Origin of the sequence: Streptococcus australis (assembly GCF_047463015.1) — a bacterium.
Classification (GTDB): domain Bacteria; phylum Bacillota; class Bacilli; order Lactobacillales; family Streptococcaceae; genus Streptococcus; species Streptococcus australis_F.
In genome coordinates this window covers 108,606-130,089 of the sequence record NZ_JASHER010000006.1, presented here as the reverse complement: position 1 = coordinate 130,089, position 21,484 = coordinate 108,606, and the positions used below count along the sequence as shown (strand labels likewise).

Here is a 21,484-nt window from a genome sequence, read left to right as displayed (position 1 = left end):
TCGTCTCTTATGGTAACGTTTTCTAGTATTTTTTCCTTGTGTTTGGATTGCTATGACTGAACAAAAAATGGTAAAATAGTCAGTGAAAATCAAAATGAAGAGTGAAAAAGATGAAACATAAAACACTTTATAAATTTATAGGGCAAACAATTTTGTATTTCGCTATTTTCTTAGCCCTACTCTATTTCTTTAGTTACCTTGGTCAAGGTCAAGGCGGCTTTATTTACAATGAATTTTAAAGGAGATCCCTACCGTGTCAAACCAACCAATTACTGATATGATTGAGGCGATTGAACGTTACGCCCAACTTCAACCAGACTATCCTGTCTACAATGTCCTTGGAGAAGAGCATACCTATGGCCAATTGAAGACTGATTCAGATAGCTTAGCAGCCCATATTGACCAAATGGGACTTCCTGAAAAGTCCCCTGTTGTGGTCTTTGGTGGCCAAGAATATGAAATGTTGGCAACTTTTGTGGCCTTGACCAAGTCTGGCCATGCTTATATCCCAATTGATAGCCACTCTGCCTTGGAGCGCGTGTCTGCCATTGTTGAAGTAGCTGAACCAAGCTTAATTATTGCCATCAATGAGTTTCCAATTGAAAACCCAGCTGCTCCAATCATGTCCTTGGAGCAAGTGCGTCAAGCTTATGCGGCTCAGCATGCCTATGATTTGCAACATCCGGTCAAAGGGGATGATAACTACTACATCATCTTTACTTCAGGGACAACTGGGAAACCAAAAGGGGTGCAAATTTCGCATGATAACTTGCTCAGCTTCACCAACTGGATGATTACAGACAAGGAATTTGCGACGCCAGAGCGTCCGCAAATGTTGGCGCAACCACCCTATTCCTTTGACTTATCTGTTATGTACTGGGCACCAACTTTGGCTCTTGGAGGAACGCTTTTTGCACTTCCATCAGCCATCACTCAAGACTTTAAACAACTCTTTGCGACCATCTTTTCTCTCCCGATTGCTATCTGGACTTCAACACCATCTTTTGCAGATATGGCCATGCTGTCTGAAGATTTCAATGCTGAAAAGATGTCAGGTATTACCCATTTCTACTTTGATGGGGAAGAGTTGACCGTGAAAACCGCTCAGAAATTGCGCGAGCGTTTCCCAAATGCGCGGATCATCAATGCTTATGGGCCAACGGAAGCAACAGTTGCTTTGTCGGCAGTGGCTATCACAGATGAGATGCTAGCGACTTTGAAACGCTTGCCAATTGGTTATACCAAAGAAGATTCTCCAACCTTCATCATTGATGAGGAAGGAAACAAATTGCCAAATGGAGAGCAAGGAGAAATCATCGTTTCTGGACCGGCTGTTTCAAAAGGTTATATGAATAATCCAGAGAAAACAGCAGAAGCCTTCTTCGAATTTGAAGGTCTTCCAGCCTACCATACAGGAGATGTCGGAACCATGACAGATGAAGGCCTCCTTCTCTATGGTGGACGGATGGACTTCCAGATCAAGTTTAATGGTTACCGTATCGAACTAGAGGATGTTTCTCAAAACTTGAATAAGTCTCAGTACATCGACTCGGCTGTCGCAGTACCGCGCTACAACAAAGATCACAAGGTTCAAAATCTCTTAGCCTATGTCATCTTAAAAGATGGGGTCAAGGAACAATTTGAGCGCGAGATTGATATTACCAAAGCAATCAAGGAAGATTTAGAAAACATCATGATGTCTTATATGATGCCTTCAAAATTCCTTTACCGTGACAGCTTGCCGCTAACTCCAAATGGGAAAATCGACATCAAAGGGTTGATTAGCGAGGTTAACAACCGATGATCGAGTTCTTGAAACAGCTCCCTCATTTAGAACCCTATGGCACCCCGGTCTACTTTATTTATCTGATTGGGGCCTTATTGCCTATCTTTGTTGGTCTCTTCTTTAAGAAGCGTTTCCCAGTCTATGAAGCCTTGGTCAGCTTAGCCTTTATTGTTTTGATGTTGACAGGGACGGACTTGAAACAAATCTATGCGGTTCTTTTCTACCTCTTTTGGCAAATCCTCTGGGTCTATTCCTATAAATTCTACCGAAGCCAGCGTGATAACAAGTGGGTCTTTTACCTTCACTCTTTCTTGGTCGTTTTGCCCTTGGTTTTCGTGAAGGTGCAACCAGCCATTGATGGCACCCAGTCTTGGATGGGCTTCCTTGGGATCTCCTATCTGACCTTCCGAGCGGTAGGGATGATTATCGAGATGCGAGATGGGACCCTCAAAGAATTTAGTCTCTGGGAATTCTTGCGTTTCTTGCTCTTTATGCCGACTTTTTCAAGTGGGCCGATTGACCGCTTCAAACGCTTCAATGAAGATTACCTGACGATTCCAGATCGGGATGAGCTCCTCGATATGCTGGAGCAGAGTGTCAAGTATATCATGCTTGGCTTTCTCTATAAGTTCATTCTAGCTCATATCTTTGGTCATCTCTTGCTAGGTCATGTTAAGACTTATGCCCTTCTTCAAGGAGGCGTCTTTAACCTAGGAACCTTAGGGGTGATGTACGTCTTTGGTTTGGACCTCTTCTTTGACTTTGCAGGCTATTCCATGTTTGCCCTTGCGACATCCAACCTGATGGGGATTAAGAGCCCAATCAACTTTAACCTTCCTTTCAAATCACGTGATTTAAAGGAATTTTGGAATCGTTGGCACATGAGTTTATCTTTCTGGTTCCGTGACTTTGTCTTTATGCGTCTGGTTATGGTCTTGATGCGTAACAAGGTCTTTCAGAGTCGGATTACAACGTCAAACGTTGCCTATATCATTAACATGTTGGTCATGGGCTTCTGGCATGGAGTGACCTGGTATTATGTTGCTTATGGTCTTTTCCACGGACTTGGTCTTGTGATCAATGATGCCTGGCTTCGGAAGAAAAAAACAATCAATAAAGAACGTAAAGCAAAAGGACTAGAGCCCCTACCAGACAATCGCTGGACCCAGGCTCTTGGAATCTTTATTACCTTCAATACCGTTATGCTGTCCTTCCTGATTTTCTCAGGCTTCTTGGATCAGCAATGGTTTCCAAAAATGAAATAAGAAAAGGAAAAATGAAAAATGGATGTAAAATCACAAGTAATTGAAATTATTGACGAATTGTTTATGGAAGATGTCTCAGACATGATGGATGAGGATCTCTTTGATGCTGGTGTCCTTGATAGCATGGGAACCGTTGAGTTGATTGTGGAATTGGAAAACCGCTTCGATATTCGGGTTCCCGTATCTGAATTTGGTCGTGATGACTGGAATACAGCCAACAAAATCGTAGAAGGCGTCATGGAGCTTCAGAATGCTTAAACGATTGTGGCTGATTCTGGGTCCTGTCTTTTGCGCCATGGCTCTTGTCGCTACTCTTCTCTTTTTCTATCCGATTAACCACAAACACAATCTGACAGAGGAGAAAAAGGCTGCAGTGAGCTTGACAGCAGAAGGCTTTAAAAGTCGCGCCCGTAAGGAAGAAGCACTCGGGGATCCCAACTATCGTTTTGTACCCTTCTTTGGTTCCAGCGAATGGTTGCGATTTGACATCGTCCACCCAGCAGTACTAGCAGAGAAGTATGATCGCTCTTATCGTCCGTACTTTTTAGGACAACGAGGGGCGGCGTCCTTGAACCAATATTTTGGGATGCAGCAAATTCTTCCTCAACTAGAAGGGAAAACGGCTGTCTATGTGGTATCTCCCCAGTGGTTTACGAAGGACGGTTATGATTCATCGGCCTTCCAGCAATACTTTAACAGTGATCAATTAACCAGCTTTTTGGCCAATCAGGAAGCTAGACCAGCAAGCCAGTATGCGGCATCTCGTCTCTTGCAGCAGTACCCTAATGTTGCTATGCAGGGAGGAGTTCAAAAGCTAGCCAAAGGTCAAAATCTATCTAGTTTTGAAAAAGGTCTCAATCAGACCCTCATGCGCTTTGTTCGTCGGGAGGATGCCTTCTTTAGCACCTTTACGGCAATGAACAATAGCAACTATGAGAAGAAGGTTCTCTCTCGCTTAAATGATTTGCCAGATACATTTTCTTACGAAGCCTTGGAAGAAGTGGCGACGGCGGAAGCCAAAAAGAAAACCAATAACAATAAGCTTGGCATTAGTAACAGCTTTTATAGCCACCGTCTTGCGAGTAAGCTCAAGAAACTCAAAGGATTCCAAAAGAATGAATCCTATGAACAATCCCCAGAATACAATGATTTACAACTGGTCTTGGATCAGTTTGCTCAATCTAAAACCAATGTCATCTTTGTCATCCCTCCAGTGAACTCGAAATGGATGGCTTATACAGGTTTGAGTAAAGAAATGTATCAACGGACAGTTGAAAAAATCCGTTACCAACTAGAAAGTCAAGGCTTTACCCATATTGCTGATTTTTCTAAAGATGGTGATAATCCCTACTTTATGCAGGACACCATTCATATGGGCTGGAATGGATGGTTGGCATTTGACAAGGCAGTTGATCCTTTTGTCTCCAACCCTCAACCTACTCCTGAATACAAGATTAACAATCGTTTCTTAAGTCAGGACTGGGCTAAGTACAAAGGTCAGCCGGATCAATTTAAGTAAGATGCGAAGAGGTTGAGAATACCCAGTCTCAACCTTTTTCCTATGGTTTTGAAGAAACTTATCCCCATATTCACAGACTTATCCACAGACTTGTGGATAAGTCTATCTACTAGAAAGAGAGGAACTGGTAAACCATGAAAACAATGAAGAAAATAGCCTTTTATGCGATTCTTCAAGGAATCGTGATCTTTCTCATGACGGGCCTCATCACCCAATTAGTCAGAGGGGACTTCTTTTTCCGTGGCTTGGCTCCAATATTTGGAGTCTTGGCAACTGTCATGCGTTTTGGAACAGCTAGTCTGATGAAAATCTTGGCCCCTACCCTATATGATGAAGAGGCTAAACAAGAGAAAACTCCTACCAGGAAAGAAGCGGAATAAAAGAACTGTTTTTTCTGGAAAAATATCTGGAAAAGCACTTATCTGACGGGCTTTATGGTAAAATAGAAGGAAGAATATTAGTTTGGAGAGTAAAAATACAATGAAACGTTCCATGTATGCTGGGCGTGTTCGAGAGGAACACATTGGACAAGAACTAACCCTCAAGGGATGGGTGAGTCGACGCCGCGATTTGGGTGGATTGATCTTTATTGATTTGCGGGACCGTGAAGGGATTATGCAATTGGTCATCAATCCAGAAACTGTCAGTTCGGAAGTCATGGCAACGGCCGAAAGTCTTCGTAGCGAGTATGTGATCGAAGTGACAGGTCAAGTTGCTGCCAGACAGCAAGCCAATGATAAAATTGCAACAGGTAAGGTTGAAATGCATGTTTCTTCTTTGACTGTCCTTAATACGGCAAAAACAACGCCATTTGAGATTAAGGACGGCATTGAAGCTAACGACGATACCCGTCTACGCTATCGATATTTGGACTTGCGTCGTCCAGAAATGTTGGAAAACTTGAAATTACGTGCCAAGGTAACACATTCTATCCGCAACTACTTGGATAAGTTGGAATTTATCGATGTGGAAACACCATTTCTTTCTAAGTCAACACCAGAAGGGGCGCGTGACTACCTCGTTCCATCTCGTGTTAACAAGGGTCACTTTTATGCCTTGCCTCAAAGCCCTCAAATCACCAAACAGTTATTGATGAATGCTGGTTTTGACCGCTATTATCAAATCGTCAAATGTTTCCGTGATGAAGATTTACGTGGGGACCGTCAACCTGAGTTTACACAGGTCGATTTAGAAACCTCCTTCCTGACAGAGCAAGAAATTCAAGATATTACAGAAGGTTTAATCGCGCGTGTCATGAAAGAAACCAAGGGGATTGAAGTGACACTTCCTTTCCCACGAATGAAGTACGATGATGCGATGGCTCTTTACGGTTCTGACAAACCAGATACTCGTTTTGAGATGCTCTTGACAGACTTGACAGAAGTTGTAAAGGGCGTAGACTTCAAGGTCTTTTCAGAAGCTCCAGCAGTGAAAGCCATTGTGGTCAAAGGAGCAGCAGACAACTACTCACGTAAAGATATCGATAAGATGACCGAAGTGGCCAAACAATATGGGGCTAAAGGTCTTGCATGGGTCAAGGTAGCTGATGGTGCTTTAAACGGTCCAGTTGCTAAGTTCTTGACAGATGTGACAACAGAGTTGACAAGTGCTTTACAGTTGGAAGAAAAAGATTTGGTCCTCTTTGTAGCGGACACACTAGAAGTAGCCAACGCAACTTTAGGTGCTCTTCGTTGTAGAATTGCCAAGGAATTAGACATTATTGACAACAGTCAATTCAACTTCCTATGGGTGGTAGATTGGCCAATGTTTGAGTGGTCTGAAGAAGAAGGCCGTTACATGAGTGCTCACCATCCCTTTACACTTCCGCAAGCAGATACAGCTCATGAATTAGAGGGCGATCTTGCCAAGGTACGTGCCATTGCCTATGACATTGTGCTCAATGGTTACGAACTTGGAGGAGGAAGTCTCCGGATCAACCAAAAAGAATTGCAAGAACGGATGTTTACGGCTCTCGGTTTCTCAAAAGAAGATGCGACAGAGCAATTTGGTTTCTTGCTAGAAGCTATGGATTATGGTTTCCCTCCACATGGTGGATTGGCTCTTGGTTTGGACCGTTTTGTCATGTTGTTAGCTGGTGAGGAGAATATCCGTGAAGTGATTGCCTTCCCTAAGAACAACAAGGCAACAGATCCAATGACCCAAGCTCCTTCTACAGTAGCCACCAAACAACTGGAAGAGTTGAGTCTACAAGTAGAAGTCAAAACTGAGGAGTAAGAATAAAAGCGGAAAATCAGCAGAAGTAAGTTCTGGGATTTTCCCTTTATTTATAAATTGAGAGATAATCATGAAAAAAACTCACTTAGGCAAAATCTTGCGTTATTATATACGAAGAATGGCCTATAACTTTAAATTACTAAGGGTCTTAAAAAGTATTTCCCGAGAGAAGTATGATGAAAAGATTTCGGCTTCTTTGGTCTATGGCTTCTTGTCTGCGGTTGCCGTGAACTTCTTTTTCCAGCCTGGAAGAGTGTATTCCAGTGGTGCGACAGGATTGGCTCAGATTATATCCGCCCTTAGTGATCGATTTTTAGGCTTTACCATTCCAGTTTCGCTATCTTTTTATGCCATCAACCTCCCTTTGATGATCATCGCTTGGTATCAAATTGGCCATAAGTTTACTATTTTCACCTTTATCACGGTGTCTATGAGTTCCTTCTTTATCCAATTTATGCCAGTGGTTACTCTGACCAATGATCCTATTATGAATGCTCTCTTTGGGGGGGTTGTTATGGGGACAGGGATTGGATTTGCGCTTCGGAACAATATCTCCAGTGGGGGAACCGACATTGTTAGTTTGACCATTCGAAAACGAACGGGTAAGAATGTCGGGAAAATATCTCTCATCGTCAATGGGACCATCATGTTGATTGCCGGGATGACCTTTGGTTGGAAGTACGCGCTCTATTCGATGATTACGATTTTTGTTTCTAGTAGGGTGACAGATGCTGTCTTTACCAAGCAGAAACGGATGCAGGCTATGATTGTCACCAGCCATCCTGAGGAGATTATTGAGAAAATTCATAAACGTTTGCATCGTGGTGCCACCATTATCCACAATGCGGAAGGAACCTACAATCATCAGGAAAAAGCAGTCTTGCTCACCGTTATTACACGAGCAGAGTTTAATGAGTTTAAACTTCTCATGAAAAAGGCTGATCCTCAAGCTTTTATTACCATATCCGAAAACGTTCATATTATTGGACGCTTTGTCGAAGTGGAAGATTAAAAAATTCCTGCAAGAACTTCTTGCAGGAATTTTTTTATGCTTGTTCTACCAAAATCCAACCATGGGCTGGAATGGTAAATTCTTCTTGAGAAAGTTCTTGCTCTCTCCCATACACATGAGGGTAGGAAATCGCTAATTTTGCAGATTGTTTGAGTCGATAAGTCCAATCTTGATCCCCAAGGTTGACCAGGATAAGAAGCTTACGCCCATCTTTCTCGATGCTGTATGAGAAGATCTTCTCCGAAGTCCAAGTAACTTGACAATAATCTCGAATGTCTTGGGCATTTACAAGGCGGAGGAGTTCTTCCTTTTTACGATAGGCAATCAATTCGCGCAGGAACTGAATATCTGTTTCATAAGCTATAGAAGAAAGCCAGTCTAGTTGATTTAGAGCATCTGGAAGATTGTAAGTATTCTCTTCTAAGCCCTTGCTGCGATAGAACTCTTGACCAGCATGTAGGAAGGGAACTCCTTGAGCCAAGAGGACGAGGTGCAAGCCTAGTCGAGCTTTAGCCTGACGTTGCTCCTCTGAAATGTTTGGATCTTCAATCTTGAGATAGTCAAAGAAGGTCGCGTTATCGTGGCATTCCACATAGTTGATCGCCTGTTGAGGACGCACAAAGTGAGGGGCTCCTTTGAGACCGACGTTACCAGTCAAAATATTAGCCAGATCATTGGCCTGATAGCGACTGTCGATACGTCCTTCGTTCAGGATGCTTCGTTTAATGGTATCACGGAAATTGTCACTGAAGAAGCCATACGGACGGAGTTGACTGGCATTGTATTGATGGGCCAAGAGTTCAGGATCCAGTCCAGTATCCATCTTCCAGCCTTCTCCATAAAGGTAAATGTTGGGGTAAATGGCTACTAATTCTTCTTGAATTTCCATCATGGTTTGGCGGTCAAGAATGCCCATCAGGTCAAAGCGGAAACCATCAAAGCCGTAGAGTTGAACCCATTGCTTGACTGACTGCTTGATGTAGTTGCGAACCATGGCTCTCTCGCTGGCTACATCGTTGCCACAGAAGGTTCCGTTGGTTCGTTGACGGTCTTGGTCATAGCGATAGAAATAGCCTGGGACAATCCGCTCAAAAGCAAATTCATCAGAGAGGTAAACATGGTTATAGACAACGTCCATGATGAGGCTGAGATCTGCCTTATGGTAGGCATCAATTACTTGCTGTAGCTCGAGAATCCGTTGGTAAGGATCATTTGCCTGGGTACTAAAACTTCCTTCAGGAACATTGTATTGCACAGGATCATAGCCCCAATTGTAGCCAGAAGTAGGGTTGGTTTCATCCACGCTTCCGAAATCATAGAGGGGCAGGAGCTGAATATGAGTAATTCCCAAGGATTTCAAATAGTCAAAGCCAAAGGTCTGTTCTCCATGCTTAGGAGATTCTAAGAGGGCTGGGAAGGTTCCAGGATGATGGAAACCAGCTTCTTTTTGCATGGAGAAATCACGGACACTCAGTTCATAAATAATGGCCTCAGTCGGATCCAATTGCGTCGTTGCTCTCTGAATGGGGCGTTCAATCTTGTGTCGGTCGATGACATAGCTAGCTCCTGAATTGGCTTCAGAAGAAAGAGCATAAGGATCATGAACGATATGGGTTACACCGTTGACTTGATGTTGATAGTAGTAAGAGGATTTTTCCCAATCTCCCTCGAGTTCTAGACGCCAAACTCCTTTTTCTGTCCGCTCCATCGGGTAGGCAGTTTGGTTAATCAAGAGTTCAACCTCTTGAGAAATGGGAGCCCAGAAGGCAAAGGTCGTTTTTTCTTTTGAGTAATGAGCTCCTAAATCCTCTCCATCATAAGCATATAGCTGATCAAAGATGGGTTGGCGGACAATGTCCCGGTAGTGTAGGAGGCAGGTTTCTCCTTTAGCGTTGGAGAGAGTATAGCTTTGACTCATGTCGATGGGAAGGGGGCTTCGAAGAGTTTTTTCATCCTCTGTCGGCAAGAGTTCAATCGTTTTCGAACCAGACGTCAATGTAAAAGGAAGAAAGGCCGTTACGCTCTCTCCTCCTTCCATGCGAATCAAGTCTTGGTCATCTAAATAAGCAGCAAAGTGTGTGGTCATAGGTTCTCCTAAAGTTCAATAATCGAGTGTTCAATGAGCTGTCTGTAGCAAACAGTTTTGTTTTCCTTGTTGTCTTTAATAATTTGGAGTAAGGTTCTGACAGATTCGCGTCCCAATTCAACCGTATTGATATCAATATAGGCGTCAATAGGGATCCGCGGTTGAATGGAGTCGAAGGAAATAATCGGAAGGTCGACCTGTTTGTCGCTCAGGTATCTCCGAACCCCTTCGGCAACTAGAATATCCGTTGTCATGAGTGCTTCAAGTTCTTCAAAAGGCAGGGTATCCATGATTTGATAAGAATTTTCTTCTAGCAAGAAACCAAAGGAGAACTTGACCAATTCCTTACGAAGAGGGATCTGGTGACTGGCAAGAGCTTCTTGGTAGCCCTTGTAGCGGTCTTGAGAAACGGCCAATTCCTTGTTTCCTCCAACAAAGGCGATGTGTTGGTATCCCTTATTGATAAAATATTCGGTCGCGTCAAAGGCTGCCTTAACATTGTCGTTATCGACTAAGGATACAAAAGGTGAAGTTGCTTTTCCTAAAATCAAGAAAGGAAATTTATCTTGAATACAGAAGTCAACCAGAGGATCATTCAATTTGGAATAGAGGAAGATGAGCCCATCTACCCGCTTACCATAAATCATTTGTTTGAGTTGATCGAGGCGGTGGGTTTCATTCGCCCCTGTACAAATCTGAATGGCATAGCCATAATCAGAAGCAACCTGACTAATCCCACGGAGGACCGTAGGGAAGAAAGGGTTTTGGAAGAACACATCACTCTCATCAGGCAAGACAAGGGCAATCACCTGACTGGACTGGCTCACTAAGCTACGAGCATTGAGGTTTGGATGGTAATCTAGTTCTTTCATGGCAGAACGAACCCGTTCTTTAGTGGCTTCACTGATGGTAGATTTATTTTGAATCACTCGTGTAACGGTAGATGGTGCAACGCCAGCAAGTTTGGCTACATCTTTGATGGTGACACGCATAAAGGACCTCCCTAAGGTTTGTAATCTGGATCCCGGAAATGAGTCTTATAGAAAGCAAGTGCAAGGAACAAGACAAATAGGATATTTTGGATCAAGATGGTTGTCGTAAAGACTTGGTGGAATACTAAACTGATCAGGACGCTCGCAAGAATAGGCAATCCAAGACAGTTGAGAGTGAAGTTGAAGCATTCTTTGAAGGTCTTGAGAGAGAAGAGACGGGACTTCCGTGTCAAGAAGAGGAAGAAGGAAGCTCCAAATACTAAAATTGCAAAATTCACAGCAGATAAGAAACCTGAGAAGAGGACGAGGAAGAGACTAACTGCCAATCGATTGGCTTGGAACCAATCTTTGGAAATGGCTTGGCTTAAAGCATCTTTGTTTTCAAGACTCTTTTGATTGATTGCTTGATAAGGAATGCTTGCAAGTTCTTTATTTTCTCTGCTGATCACTAGTTGGGTCTTATCGAAGTAGAGGGTTAATTTTTCACCTAATGGAGTCCCTTCGTGATGACCAATGATAACATGGCCAGCTTTGTTCTTATGAACTCCAAAATGACTGTTATAGACTAGTTCATGCTGTTCAATACGGACATTTTCTTTCAAGTCCTTCATAACATCCTCTGTTAAGGGATCAAAGACATCGCTAACAAAGGTGGTTAAGGGGTAGGTCTGTAATTCCGCATTTTGAACGGCAACAGGAATCAGGGTCAAGGATAGAAGAAAGAGTGAGGTAAAGATCATTTGGAACCAGTTGAGTTGTTTGCGGTTCGCAAATGCTTTTCTTACCTGAAAAAGGCTGGAAAAATAATTAAATGGATAGGGCATGAAGAGACCTTTCTAATCTCCGGGATGGATTTCCCTTGTATGGAGAGCATAACAAGATTTTATCCTTAACCAAAGATGGGAGAGAGACCGGTAGCAAATCAATCAACTTGCTATCCTTGTCCCACTCCCATCCTTTCCTTAAAGATAAAATTTATGTGACTGGGAGAAAAGCACGAGAGGAGATCTCGTCCTTTTCATTATTGCTGGAAGGTTATAGAAAAGTTTATTTTATCCTTTATCCCCACCAGCTGTCAAGCCTGAAACAAAGTTCTTTTGAAGGAAGAAGAACAGCACACAGATTGGGACTGCAATCAGAATCGCACCTGCCGCAAAGAAGGCAATCTTTTGATTTTTTTGGTCGCTGATAAAGGTCTGAAGACCAACAGCTACCGTGTAATTGATTTCATCGCGAAGCAAGAATTTAGATAAGATGTAGTCTCCAAAAGGTCCCATGAAGGCCCAAAGAGCTTGGACCGCAATCATTGGGCGAACTAATGGAAGGACGATTTGCCAGAAGCGACGGAAGTGTCCAGCACCATCCAATTTTGCAGATTCATCAAGTGAAATTGGTACTGTATCGAAGTAACCCTTCATCAACCATGCGTTCATTGGGATTCCCCCACCGACATAGAGGAAGATCAGGAACCAACTGTGGTTCAAGGCATTCAACATAAGAGCCATAACGAAGAAGGCAGTCAAAGCAGCCATGGTAGGGACCATTTGGATAATCAAGAAGAAGACCAAACTTTGCTTACGAGCCAAGAAGTTGTAGCGGCTGTAAGCATACCCTGCCAAGGTAATGATGGATGTTTGAACAACCATGGTAATAATGGCGATAATCAAGGTGTTGAGGTACCAAGTACCATATAGGGTATCCGTAAAGAGTTTTTGGAAGTTATCAAAGCTGAGACTGCCACTGAAATCAAGCGTAAAGGCACTGACGTTACCAGTTTTGAAGGCTGAAAGAACCGTGATCAACAAGGGATAGATGATGATGATGGAAAGGACAACCAAGTAGAGGTAAGTCAAGAAATGATTCAGGCAGCGTTTAAATTGAACTGAATTTTTCATTTTACACATCCTCCATATCAAATGCGTGCAGTTTCTTAAAGGCAATCATCGAGATCGAGATCACAATCAGAGAGATAATCAACGTAACCGCAGCAGCCATTGAGTATTGAGGTGATGAGTTCGTTGTCAATTTATAGATCCAAGAAATCAAGATATCTGTCGAACCAGCATTTCCTCCAACAGATCCAGGTCCACCATCGTTAAAGAGGTAGATAATGGAGAAGTTGTTAAAGTTGAAGGTGTATTGGCTGATGAGCGTTGGTGCCGCAACCGCCAAAATCATTGGGAAGGTAATGTTGCGGAATTTTTGCCAAGCATTCGCTCCATCAATATAGGCTGCTTCGTAAAGGTCGTTTGGAATAGATTGCAAGATTCCGAGTGTCAAGACGTAAATGTAAGGGAAGCCGAGCCAACCTTGCATCATAATCAAAGCAATTTTCGTCCAAGTAGGATCTGTTTTCCAAGGAATAAGAACCCCATCCAAGAATGGGAAAATCTTCGCAAAGAGCGGAAGGACTTGCGCATTGATGGCCCCGATACTATCATTGAACATGTTTGAGAAGGTCAAGATCGTGATGAAGGCAGGAACCGCCCAAGGAAGAAGGAAGATAACACCGAAGATGCGTTTTCCTTTAATGAATGCTTGGTTGGAAATAATGGCCGTCAGGATACCAAGGACGATTTGAAGTGTTGAAGCTGCTAAAGCCCAGATTAAGGTCCAGCCCAATACAGATGTAAAGGCAGAACGGAAGGTACTCAAAGTCCACATGTTGGTGAAGTTTTGAAGTCCGATCCAATCGAGGAGTGTAAAGCGAGCTGTATGCTTAAAGTCGTAGTTGGTAAAGGCAATCATCAAGGTAACCAAAACAGGGAAGATGATCGCAAAGGTCATGGCAATATAAGAAGGGATGATCAAGAGATAGGGGAAGCCATTTTCATAGATAGCATTCACCATCTCTTTTAGGGTCTTCGGCACTCGAATACCATTATTAATCCGCTTAGCTACAGTACTCGCATCTTTGATATTTAGAGCGTAGAACATCAAATAAACGACGGTGATAATTAAGTGGAAGGCACCACGAATCAAGATAAAAAGAGAATTATCTTTTCCACGGACAGTACCGAGGGTAACGAGTTTGGACAATTCCTCCAAACCAATACCGAAAAAGTAAGCAAGAAAGACAAGTGTTACACCGAGGAAGATGTATCCTTTTGCTTTCTGTTTGTTATAGATTTGTCCCAAGCCAGGAATGAGGGATAACCACATTGCCTTTTTTGGATTTTGTTGTGTTTCCATATCGACTCCTTATAAGTGAGTGACCAGAGGCCACATCACAGCGAAAGGCTGGGAAAGACTCCCAGCCCCTTGGGAACTGTATTACTTGCCACCGAATTTTTGTTCGATAGTTTCTTTGATTAATTTCACAGCACCGTCAGCAGCATCTTTAGCAGATTTCTTACCACTTACAGCGTCGAAGAGCATAGTTGCAGCTGGATCCCATACAGTACTCATTTCAGAGATGTTTGGCATTGGTTGTGCATTTTCAAACTGTTTAACAACGGCAGTTGTCAATTCATCGTTTTTACCAACAGCGTATTCACGAGCTTCTGTGTTAGCTGGCACTTCGTTAGTCTTATCGTAGAAGGCTTTTTGTTGATCAGTTGAAGTCAAGAAATCAACAAATTTTTGAGCTGCTTCAGGGTTGTTAGCACCTGCAGGGATAACCCAAGCTTTACCACCACCGAAGGCAGAGTATGCTTTTCCGTTTGGAAGGGTAGGGATAGTTGCTACACCATAGTTTACTTTTGCTTCTTTCAATGAAGATGCTTTCCATGGTCCATCGATGATGGCAGCTGTCTTACCTTCTTGGAATTGAGTTTGGATGAAGTTTGCAGCACCTTTAGTGTCTTGCAATCCTTTAGGCCATTTAGCGTACCAAGTTTTCGCGTATTCGATACCGTCGATAGCACCTTGGTTGTTCAAACCAATGTCTTTTGGATCTGTACCATTTTTACCGAAGACATATCCACCGTTACCTGAAAGGAGTCCGTATGCATAGTAGAAGTTTGTCCAGTCAGCAAGGAAGGCAGTATTTTTACCATCTTCACCAGCGAAGTCATATTTGCTATCTTTTGCTAATTCTTCAAGTTCACCAAACGTTTTTGGAGCTTCTTGCAAGAGGTCTTTGTTGTAGTAAAGAACCAATGTTTCGATAACTGCTGGGGCTCCGTATACTTTACCACCGTTTGTTACAAGTGATTCAGTTGTTTTGTCAGTCTTGCTGTCTTTGTTCAATGCGACTTCAGCCAATTGACCATCGTTACCAAGACCACCTACACGGTCGTATGGTGCCATCATAACGTCTGGAGCTTTACCAGATTGGTTGTCAAGAGACAATTTGTCCAAACCACCAAGAGCGTCACCAGTCTTGATGTTTACTTTTGTGCCACTTTCTTTTTCAAAAGCTTTCGCAGCTTCTTCCATATAAGATTTGTAACCATTATCGACGTAGACGGTCAACTCGTTTTTAGCAGAAGAAGAATCTTCTTTTTTGCCTCCACAAGCTACCAAAAGAAGTGATGCGAATCCAACTGTACCAAGTACAGCAGCGCTTCGAAGAATTGTGCGTTTCATGATTTATTCCTCCTAAAGAATAAAAATAAGATTATTAGTTGAAAACGTTTTAGACAAACGTTTTCCTTAACACGAATAGTATATCACAGAGAGAAAACGTTTGCAAGCTCTTTGTGCAAAAATTTTTTAAAAATTTTTATCTTCTATTAAATACACACAAATAGTTGACAAGAAAATGAGAAAGGGATAAACTAGGCGTGGGGTGAACCTGCAGAAAAAATCATAAAAGTTTAGGAAACCTCTTGCATAAACCACAAGAATACTTTATAATGGACACGTAACGCAAACGTTTTCCTTGAACGTTGCATAACGATGATCTAAGGTCATTTATAAATAGGCTAAATTTATTTCTATGTCTGAAAGTTGGTCGCTTCTTATGCCTTCTAAGAGTCGGAATGAGAACTGGAACAGAACAGAGTAGAAAGTTGGTCTATTTTTCTTTGAAACAAAAAATATTAAACTAAAGGTGGTACCCTCAATGAAAAAACGCCAAAGTGGTGTCTTGATGCACATTTCATCCTTGCCTGGGAAGTATGGAATCGGTTCGTTTGGTCAAGCAGCTTACGATTTTGTCGATTTCCTCGTTCGGACTAAGCAACGGTATTGGCAAATTTTGCCTCTCGGAACAACCAGTTATGGAGATTCTCCTTATCAATCCTTCTCAGCTTTTGCAGGCAACACCCACTTTATTGACTTCGATCTCTTGATCGAGCAAGGGCTCTTGGATGCATCCGATGTCGAAGGTGTTGATTTTGGTCAAGACCCAACAGAAGTAGACTATGCGAAGATCTTCGAACAACGTCGTCCTCTTCTAGAAAAAGCGGTTAAAGCTTTTATTGAAAATGGTGATTGGGATGACTTCAGCCGTTTTGCTGAAGAAAATGCAGCTTGGTTGGAATTATTTGCTGAATACATGGCTATTAAAGAGCACTTTGAATTAAAAGCATGGACAGAATGGCCAGACGCTGCGATTCGTGCACGTCAACCGGAAGCCCTTGCTTCATATCGCGCTCAATTGGAAGACAAATTGACTTACCATCGAGTAACACAGTATTTCTTCTTCAAACAATGGTTGAAATTGAAAGCATACGCTAACGACAATCACATCGAAATCGTAGGTGATATGCCAATCTACGTAGCGGAAGATTCAAGTGATATGTGGGCAAATCCTCATCTCTTTAAAACAGATGAAAATGGAAAAGCAACCTGCATCGCAGGATGCCCACCAGATGAGTTCTCAGCAACTGGTCAACTTTGGGGCAACCCAATCTATGACTGGGAAGCAATGGACAAAGATGGTTACAAATGGTGGATTGAACGCTTGCGTGAGAGCTTCAAGATCTACGACATCGTGCGGATCGACCACTTCCGTGGTTTTGAATCTTACTGGGAAATCCCAGCTGGTTCTGATACAGCAGCACCAGGTAAATGGGTCAAAGGTCCTGGCTACAAACTCTTTGCCGCAGTGAAAGAAGAACTCGGTGATTTGAACATCATCGCAGAAGACCTTGGCTTCATGACGGACGAAGTCATTGAGCTTCGTGAGCGCACAGGCTTCCCAGGCATGAAGATTCTTCAATTTGCCTTCAATCCTGATGATGAAAGTATCGACAGCCCTCACTTAGCGCCAAATAACTCTGTTATGTACACTGGTACACATGATAACAACACGGTTCTTGGATGGTACCGCAATGAAATTGACGATCCAACTCGTGAGTACCTTGCTCGTTACACCAACCGTAAAGAATACGAATCTGTTCCACATGCGATGCTTCGTACCGTCTTTGCTTCAGTCAGCTTTATGGCCATCGCTACCATGCAAGATTTGTTAGAGTTGGATGGCTCAGCTCGTATGAACTTCCCATCTACCCTTGGTGGCAACTGGGCATGGCGGATGACAGCGGATCAATTGACTCCTGCTGTTGAGCAAGAATTACTTGATTTCACAACCATCTATCGTCGTGAAAATACTGACTTGGTGAAAGAAGAAGCGAAAAAAGCAGAAAAATAATCTTTCCCCCTATCTAATCAAAACACAAGGAGACACTTAACCATGGAATCATTACAAAAATATGTGATTGATCATCATCAAAAAACAATTGCAGAATGTTCAAACGAAGAATTGTACATTGCTTTGCTTAATTACACCAAGCAGGCAAGTGCCCAAAAGAAATTAAATACTGGTAAGAAAAAAGTTTACTATATCTCAGCTGAGTTCTTGATCGGTAAACTCTTGTCGAATAACTTGATCAACTTGGGTCTTTACGACGATGTCAAAAAAGAATTGTCAGATGCTGGTAAAGACTTGATCGAAGTAGAAGAAGTGGAATTGGAACCATCACTTGGTAACGGTGGTTTGGGACGTTTGGCGGCCTGCTTTATCGACTCTATCTCAAGCCTTGGTTTGACAGGGGATGGGGTTGGTTTGAACTACCACTTTGGTTTGTTCCAACAAGTTCTTAAAAACAACCAACAAGAAACGATTCCAAATGCGTGGTTGACTGACCAAAGCTGGCTCGTTCGTTCAAGCCGTAGCTACCAAGTGCCATTTGCACACTTTACCTTGACTTCTACGCTTTATGATATCGATGTACCTGGTTACAAGATCGAAACCAAGAACCGCTTGCGCTTGTTTGACTTGGATTCAGTTGATTCATCCATCATTGAAGATGGTATCAACTTTGACAAGACAGATATCGCTCGCAACTTGACTCTTTTCCTTTACCCAGATGATAGTAACCGTCAAGGGGAATTGCTCCGTATTTTCCAACAATACTTCATGGTTTCAAACGGTGCACAATTGATCCTCGACGAAGCGATCGAAAAAGGAAGCAACTTGCATGACCTTGCTGACTACGCAGTTGTACAAATCAATGATACTCACCCATCTATGGTCATTCCTGAGTTGATCCGTCTCTTGACTGAACGCGGTATCGAAATGGATGAAGCCATCTCTATCGTTCGTAGCATGACCGCTTACACTAACCACACAATCCTTGCAGAAGCCCTTGAAAAATGGCCACTTGAATTCTTGCAAGAAGTGGTTCCTCACTTGGTACCAATCATTGAAGAATTGGACCGTCGTGTTCGTGCTGAACACAAAGATCCAGCTGTTCAAATCATTGATGAACACGATCGTGTCCACATGGCCCACATGGATATCCACTATGGATACAGTGTAAACGGGGTTGCAGCTCTTCACACTGAAATCTTGAAGAACTCAGAGTTGAAGGCCTTCTACGACCTTTACCCAGAAAAATTCAACAACAAAACAAACGGAATTACCTTCCGTCGTTGGCTTATGCATGCCAACCCAAGCTTGTCTCACTACTTGGATGAGATTCTTGGACGTGACTGGCACCATGATGCTTCTAAGTTGGAAGACCTTCTCTCATACGAAGATAAAGCTGCTGTCAAAGAAAAATTGGAAAACATCAAAGCCCACAACAAACGTAAATTGGCTCGTCACTTGAAAGATCACCAAGGTGTGGAAATCAATCCAAATTCTATCTTTGATATCCAAATCAAACGTCTTCACGAGTACAAACGTCAACAAATGAACGCTTTGTATGTCATCCACAAATACTTGGACATCAAGGCTGGAAACATCCCTGCTCGTCCAATCACAGTCTTCTTTGGTGGTAAAGCAGCTCCTGCCTACACCATCGCTCAAGATATCATCCACTTGATCCTTTGCTTGTCAGAAGTCATTGCAAACGACCCAGCAGTAGCTCCACACTTGCAAGTAGTGATGGTTGAAAACTACAACGTGACTGCAGCAAGCTTCTTGATCCCAGCATGTGATATCTCAGAACAAATCTCATTGGCTTCTAAAGAAGCTTCAGGTACTGGTAACATGAAATTCATGTTGAACGGAGCTTTGACGCTTGGTACCATGGACGGAGCTAACGTGGAAATCGCTGAGTTGGTTGGAGACGAAAACATCTATATCTTCGGTGAAGATTCAGAAACTGTTATCGACCTTTACGCAAAATCTGCATACAAATCAAGCGAATTCTACGCTCGTGAAGCAATCAAACCATTGGTTGACTTCATCGTCAGCGACGCTGTTCTTGCAGTTGGTAACCAAGAACGTTTGGAACGCCTTCACAATGAGTTGATCAACAAAGACTGGTTCATGACCCTTCTTGACTTGGAAGACTACATCAAAGTCAAAGAGCAAATGTTGGCTGACTATGAAGACCGTGACGCATGGTTGGATAAAGTCATCGTCAACATTGCCAAAGCAGGATTCTTCTCATCTGACCGTACCATCGCTCAGTACAACGAAGATATCTGGCACTTGAACTAATTTGTTTTCGACATTCTAGAAGCAATATACTTAGAAAGAAGAGCTCCTTTTGAATCATATCCTGATTTAGAGGGAGCTTTTTTAGCACAGGATCGCTGGGAAAATCTAAACTTGCGCTTCCCTAAGGTTCACGTTATAATAAATACTATGGATATTAGAAACGAGGAAATACAATGAAGAAAAATCCAATTTATATGTATGTCTTGCTAGCTCTATCAGCGATGGGAACTCTATTAACTGCTCAGTCCTTCTTTGGATTGGCTAAAGTGGAGCTCACAGATGAAATGGCAGCTTCTTTGAACTTAACCACTGCTCTTGAACGGGAAGAATACAAAGCCTTCCTTGAGAAATTAATCGTAGCCTTACGCGGACCGATTGCTTGGTTGTTGCTATCTCTTTTGATTGGGGGCTTGATTGCAGTTGCCTATTTCTTCCTGTCTAAAAAGGATATTGTTAAGGCGACCTATGCCTATATGGGACAGATTGGTGCCTTTGTCTTAATGAGCTTGCATAATTTCTTGTCTTATCGTTCTTCTATGTCTGTGATCACGTCAGACAAATTGCGGACCTTGTTACAGGCTTCTAGCTTATATGCACTTGTCTTGAGTGTGGTTGTAGCCCTTGTTTACTTGGGAATCCTCCTCTACAAATTGAAAAATAGACCAGCTAGCGACCTTCAAGCTTAGATCATAGCATTAAAAAACTCCTCAAGTCTGGAACAAAGAAGAGGAGCTGGTCTGATTGGAGAAGAAAATGAAAGTATGTTTTGTCTATATCAGTTTAAGTGGCAATACTGAAAGTTTTGTTCGTCGTCTCAGTGATTATCTATGGGAGCAGTACCCTGACTTGGTCATTGAAAAAATCCATGTCAAAGACCTAGTCAAAGAAGGGAAGCCCTTCTTTGAAGTTGATACACCTTTTATCGCCTTTTTGCCGACCTACCTAGAAGGAGGAAATGGTGTTGATAATGGAGATGTGGAAATTTTAACGACCGATGTAGCAGACTTTATTGCCTATGGAGACAATGCCACTAAATGCTTGGGAGTTGTAGGATCAGGAAATCGCAACTTCAACAATCAATATTGCCTAACGGCCAAGCAGTATAGCCAACGCTTTGGTTTCCCTGTGCTAGCAGACTTTGAGATGAGAGGGATGCTAGGGGATATCAAAAAAGTAGCGGCCATTGTAGAAGATTTGTATCGTCTTTAAAACAAAAGAGGCTGGGACAAAAGTCCTAGCCTCTCAATTGTCTTTGGATTATCGAGCAAGACGCAGTGGTTGAGTGGGCTCTACCACGCTGATTTCATCAGCTTTTACAGCCCTACTCAACTGTGCGGAGGTGGGACGACGAAATCGAATTCTAACGAATTACCGATTTCTGTCCCACTCTCTTATTTGTTACGGTTGAAGAGAGAGGGGTCATATTTTGTATGACTCCTCTTTTAGGGCTTATTTTAATTGATCTGTGATTTCTTTCGAGAGCAAGAGGCCGAGGCGATAGTCCTTATTGATGGCGTGGATAACATCGTTGATGTTTTCCGTCGTTTGGATTTGTTCCTTGATGCTTGCTTTGAAGGCTTCATCTTTTAAGAGTTGCTCTTGTAAAATCTTTTGTAGTTTTTCTCTCTCGTATTTATTGATTAAAAAGAGAATGAGCAGACTAACTAAAATAAGAATATAAACAGTTTGATTCATAGGGTTCTCCAAAGGATAAGATAATGGATAAAGGGAAGCGATAGCCCCTAAA

General features: G+C 42.5%; 19 protein-coding genes. 12 read left to right on the top strand and 7 right to left on the bottom strand.

What is annotated here, in order from left to right:
- The first annotated feature begins 110 nt into the window (after positions 1 to 110).
- The 8 genes from QM873_RS07075 to QM873_RS07040 all read left to right on the top strand — a co-directional run bounded on the left by QM873_RS07075 (position 111) and on the right by QM873_RS07040 (position 7,817).
- A complete protein-coding gene (locus tag QM873_RS07075; RefSeq protein WP_006595368.1) occupies positions 111 to 239 on the top strand; it encodes a teichoic acid D-Ala incorporation-associated protein DltX in 129 nt (42 codons plus the stop codon).
- A 14-nt stretch (positions 240 to 253) separates the two neighbouring features.
- Positions 254 to 1,804, top strand: a complete 1,551-nt coding sequence (gene dltA / locus QM873_RS07070) for a D-alanine--poly(phosphoribitol) ligase subunit DltA (RefSeq protein ID WP_414279064.1) — start codon at positions 254 to 256, stop codon at positions 1,802 to 1,804.
- A complete protein-coding gene (gene dltB / locus QM873_RS07065) occupies positions 1,801 to 3,051 on the top strand; it encodes a D-alanyl-lipoteichoic acid biosynthesis protein DltB (protein WP_414279063.1) in 1,251 nt (416 codons plus the stop codon). The genes dltA and dltB overlap by 4 nt, the downstream gene beginning before the upstream one ends.
- Positions 3,052 to 3,069: 18 nt before the next feature.
- Positions 3,070 to 3,309, top strand: a complete 240-nt coding sequence (gene dltC, locus QM873_RS07060) for a D-alanine--poly(phosphoribitol) ligase subunit DltC (protein ID WP_006595371.1) — start codon at positions 3,070 to 3,072, stop codon at positions 3,307 to 3,309.
- Positions 3,302 to 4,570 (top strand): D-alanyl-lipoteichoic acid biosynthesis protein DltD, encoded by a 1,269-nt coding sequence (gene dltD, locus QM873_RS07055; RefSeq protein ID WP_414279062.1) that lies wholly within the window; start codon positions 3,302 to 3,304, stop codon positions 4,568 to 4,570. Before dltC ends, dltD begins: the two co-directional genes overlap by 8 nt.
- 143 nt (positions 4,571 to 4,713) lie before the next feature.
- Positions 4,714 to 4,950: a hypothetical protein gene (locus QM873_RS07050; protein WP_185946480.1), complete on the top strand. Its 237-nt coding sequence runs from the start codon at positions 4,714 to 4,716 to the stop codon at positions 4,948 to 4,950.
- Between the two features lie 100 nt (positions 4,951 to 5,050).
- Positions 5,051 to 6,805 carry an aspartate--tRNA ligase gene (gene aspS, locus QM873_RS07045; RefSeq protein ID WP_414279061.1) on the top strand — a complete coding sequence of 585 codons (1,755 nt, stop codon included), beginning with the start codon at positions 5,051 to 5,053 and terminating at the stop codon, positions 6,803 to 6,805.
- Between the two features lie 70 nt (positions 6,806 to 6,875).
- On the top strand, positions 6,876 to 7,817 hold the full coding sequence (locus tag QM873_RS07040; RefSeq protein WP_347088139.1) for a YitT family protein: 942 nt from the start codon (positions 6,876 to 6,878) through the stop codon (positions 7,815 to 7,817).
- 34 nt (positions 7,818 to 7,851) lie between these two features.
- Here QM873_RS07040 and pulA read toward each other — a convergent pair whose 3' ends face one another.
- The 6 genes from pulA to QM873_RS07010 all read right to left on the bottom strand — a co-directional run bounded on the left by pulA (position 7,852) and on the right by QM873_RS07010 (position 15,425).
- Complete coding sequence (gene pulA / locus QM873_RS07035) at positions 7,852 to 9,903, bottom strand: type I pullulanase (protein ID WP_414279060.1); 2,052 nt, start codon at positions 9,901 to 9,903, stop codon at positions 7,852 to 7,854.
- Between the two features lie 8 nt (positions 9,904 to 9,911).
- Entirely contained in the window at positions 9,912 to 10,895 is a 984-nt protein-coding gene (locus QM873_RS07030; protein WP_342991688.1) for a LacI family DNA-binding transcriptional regulator, read from the bottom strand.
- An 11-nt stretch (positions 10,896 to 10,906) separates the two neighbouring features.
- Entirely contained in the window at positions 10,907 to 11,719 is an 813-nt protein-coding gene (locus QM873_RS07025) for a DUF1189 domain-containing protein (RefSeq protein WP_342991687.1), read from the bottom strand.
- Between the two features lie 228 nt (positions 11,720 to 11,947).
- The gene (locus QM873_RS07020) at positions 11,948 to 12,790 is read right to left on the bottom strand and encodes a sugar ABC transporter permease (RefSeq protein WP_342991686.1); all 843 of its coding nucleotides are present in this window, start codon (positions 12,788 to 12,790) and stop codon (positions 11,948 to 11,950) included.
- A 1-nt stretch (position 12,791) separates the two neighbouring features.
- Positions 12,792 to 14,087, bottom strand: coding sequence for a sugar ABC transporter permease (locus tag QM873_RS07015; protein WP_414279059.1), 1,296 nt, complete (start codon positions 14,085 to 14,087; stop codon positions 12,792 to 12,794).
- 81 nt (positions 14,088 to 14,168) lie between these two features.
- Entirely contained in the window at positions 14,169 to 15,425 is a 1,257-nt protein-coding gene (locus QM873_RS07010; RefSeq protein WP_048715031.1) for an extracellular solute-binding protein, read from the bottom strand.
- A 478-nt stretch (positions 15,426 to 15,903) separates the two neighbouring features.
- On the opposite strand from QM873_RS07010, the gene malQ reads away from it, so the two are divergent.
- The 4 genes from malQ (at position 15,904) to nrdI (ending at position 20,946) form a co-directional block, all read left to right on the top strand.
- Positions 15,904 to 17,436 (top strand): 4-alpha-glucanotransferase, encoded by a 1,533-nt coding sequence (gene malQ / locus QM873_RS07005; RefSeq protein WP_125335125.1) that lies wholly within the window; start codon positions 15,904 to 15,906, stop codon positions 17,434 to 17,436.
- Positions 17,437 to 17,478: 42 nt separating this feature from the next.
- Positions 17,479 to 19,737, top strand: coding sequence for a glycogen/starch/alpha-glucan family phosphorylase (gene glgP, locus QM873_RS07000; protein WP_414279058.1), 2,259 nt, complete (start codon positions 17,479 to 17,481; stop codon positions 19,735 to 19,737).
- A gap of 173 nt (positions 19,738 to 19,910) precedes the next feature.
- Positions 19,911 to 20,423: an ABC transporter permease gene (locus tag QM873_RS06995; RefSeq protein WP_006595384.1), complete on the top strand. Its 513-nt coding sequence runs from the start codon at positions 19,911 to 19,913 to the stop codon at positions 20,421 to 20,423.
- A gap of 55 nt (positions 20,424 to 20,478) precedes the next feature.
- Entirely contained in the window at positions 20,479 to 20,946 is a 468-nt protein-coding gene (gene nrdI / locus QM873_RS06990; RefSeq protein WP_006595385.1) for a class Ib ribonucleoside-diphosphate reductase assembly flavoprotein NrdI, read from the top strand.
- 240 nt (positions 20,947 to 21,186) lie between these two features.
- Here the strand turns inward: nrdI and QM873_RS06985 are convergent, their stop codons facing one another.
- On the bottom strand, positions 21,187 to 21,432 hold the full coding sequence (locus QM873_RS06985; RefSeq protein WP_006596982.1) for a hypothetical protein: 246 nt from the start codon (positions 21,430 to 21,432) through the stop codon (positions 21,187 to 21,189).
- Between the last annotated feature and the right edge of the window lie 52 nt (positions 21,433 to 21,484).

Excerpts from the sequence above, each read along its gene's own strand:
- QM873_RS07075 (WP_006595368.1), top strand. The coding sequence starts at position 111 with ATGAAACATAAAACACTTTATAAATTTATAGGGCAAACAATTTTGTAT.
- dltB (WP_414279063.1), top strand. The coding sequence starts at position 1,801 with ATGATCGAGTTCTTGAAACAGCTCCCTCATTTAGAACCCTATGGCACC.
- dltC (WP_006595371.1), top strand. The coding sequence starts at position 3,070 with ATGGATGTAAAATCACAAGTAATTGAAATTATTGACGAATTGTTTATG.
- dltD (WP_414279062.1), top strand. The coding sequence starts at position 3,302 with ATGCTTAAACGATTGTGGCTGATTCTGGGTCCTGTCTTTTGCGCCATG.
- QM873_RS07050 (WP_185946480.1), top strand. The coding sequence starts at position 4,714 with ATGAAGAAAATAGCCTTTTATGCGATTCTTCAAGGAATCGTGATCTTT.
- aspS (WP_414279061.1), top strand. The coding sequence starts at position 5,051 with ATGAAACGTTCCATGTATGCTGGGCGTGTTCGAGAGGAACACATTGGA.
- QM873_RS07040 (WP_347088139.1), top strand. The coding sequence starts at position 6,876 with ATGAAAAAAACTCACTTAGGCAAAATCTTGCGTTATTATATACGAAGA.
- pulA (WP_414279060.1), bottom strand. The coding sequence starts at position 9,903 with ATGACCACACACTTTGCTGCTTATTTAGATGACCAAGACTTGATTCGC.
- QM873_RS07030 (WP_342991688.1), bottom strand. The coding sequence starts at position 10,895 with ATGCGTGTCACCATCAAAGATGTAGCCAAACTTGCTGGCGTTGCACCA.
- QM873_RS07025 (WP_342991687.1), bottom strand. The coding sequence starts at position 11,719 with ATGCCCTATCCATTTAATTATTTTTCCAGCCTTTTTCAGGTAAGAAAA.
- QM873_RS07020 (WP_342991686.1), bottom strand. The coding sequence starts at position 12,790 with ATGAAAAATTCAGTTCAATTTAAACGCTGCCTGAATCATTTCTTGACT.
- QM873_RS07015 (WP_414279059.1), bottom strand. The coding sequence starts at position 14,087 with ATGGAAACACAACAAAATCCAAAAAAGGCAATGTGGTTATCCCTCATT.
- QM873_RS07010 (WP_048715031.1), bottom strand. The coding sequence starts at position 15,425 with ATGAAACGCACAATTCTTCGAAGCGCTGCTGTACTTGGTACAGTTGGA.
- malQ (WP_125335125.1), top strand. The coding sequence starts at position 15,904 with ATGAAAAAACGCCAAAGTGGTGTCTTGATGCACATTTCATCCTTGCCT.
- glgP (WP_414279058.1), top strand. The coding sequence starts at position 17,479 with ATGGAATCATTACAAAAATATGTGATTGATCATCATCAAAAAACAATT.
- QM873_RS06995 (WP_006595384.1), top strand. The coding sequence starts at position 19,911 with ATGAAGAAAAATCCAATTTATATGTATGTCTTGCTAGCTCTATCAGCG.
- QM873_RS06985 (WP_006596982.1), bottom strand. The coding sequence starts at position 21,432 with ATGAATCAAACTGTTTATATTCTTATTTTAGTTAGTCTGCTCATTCTC.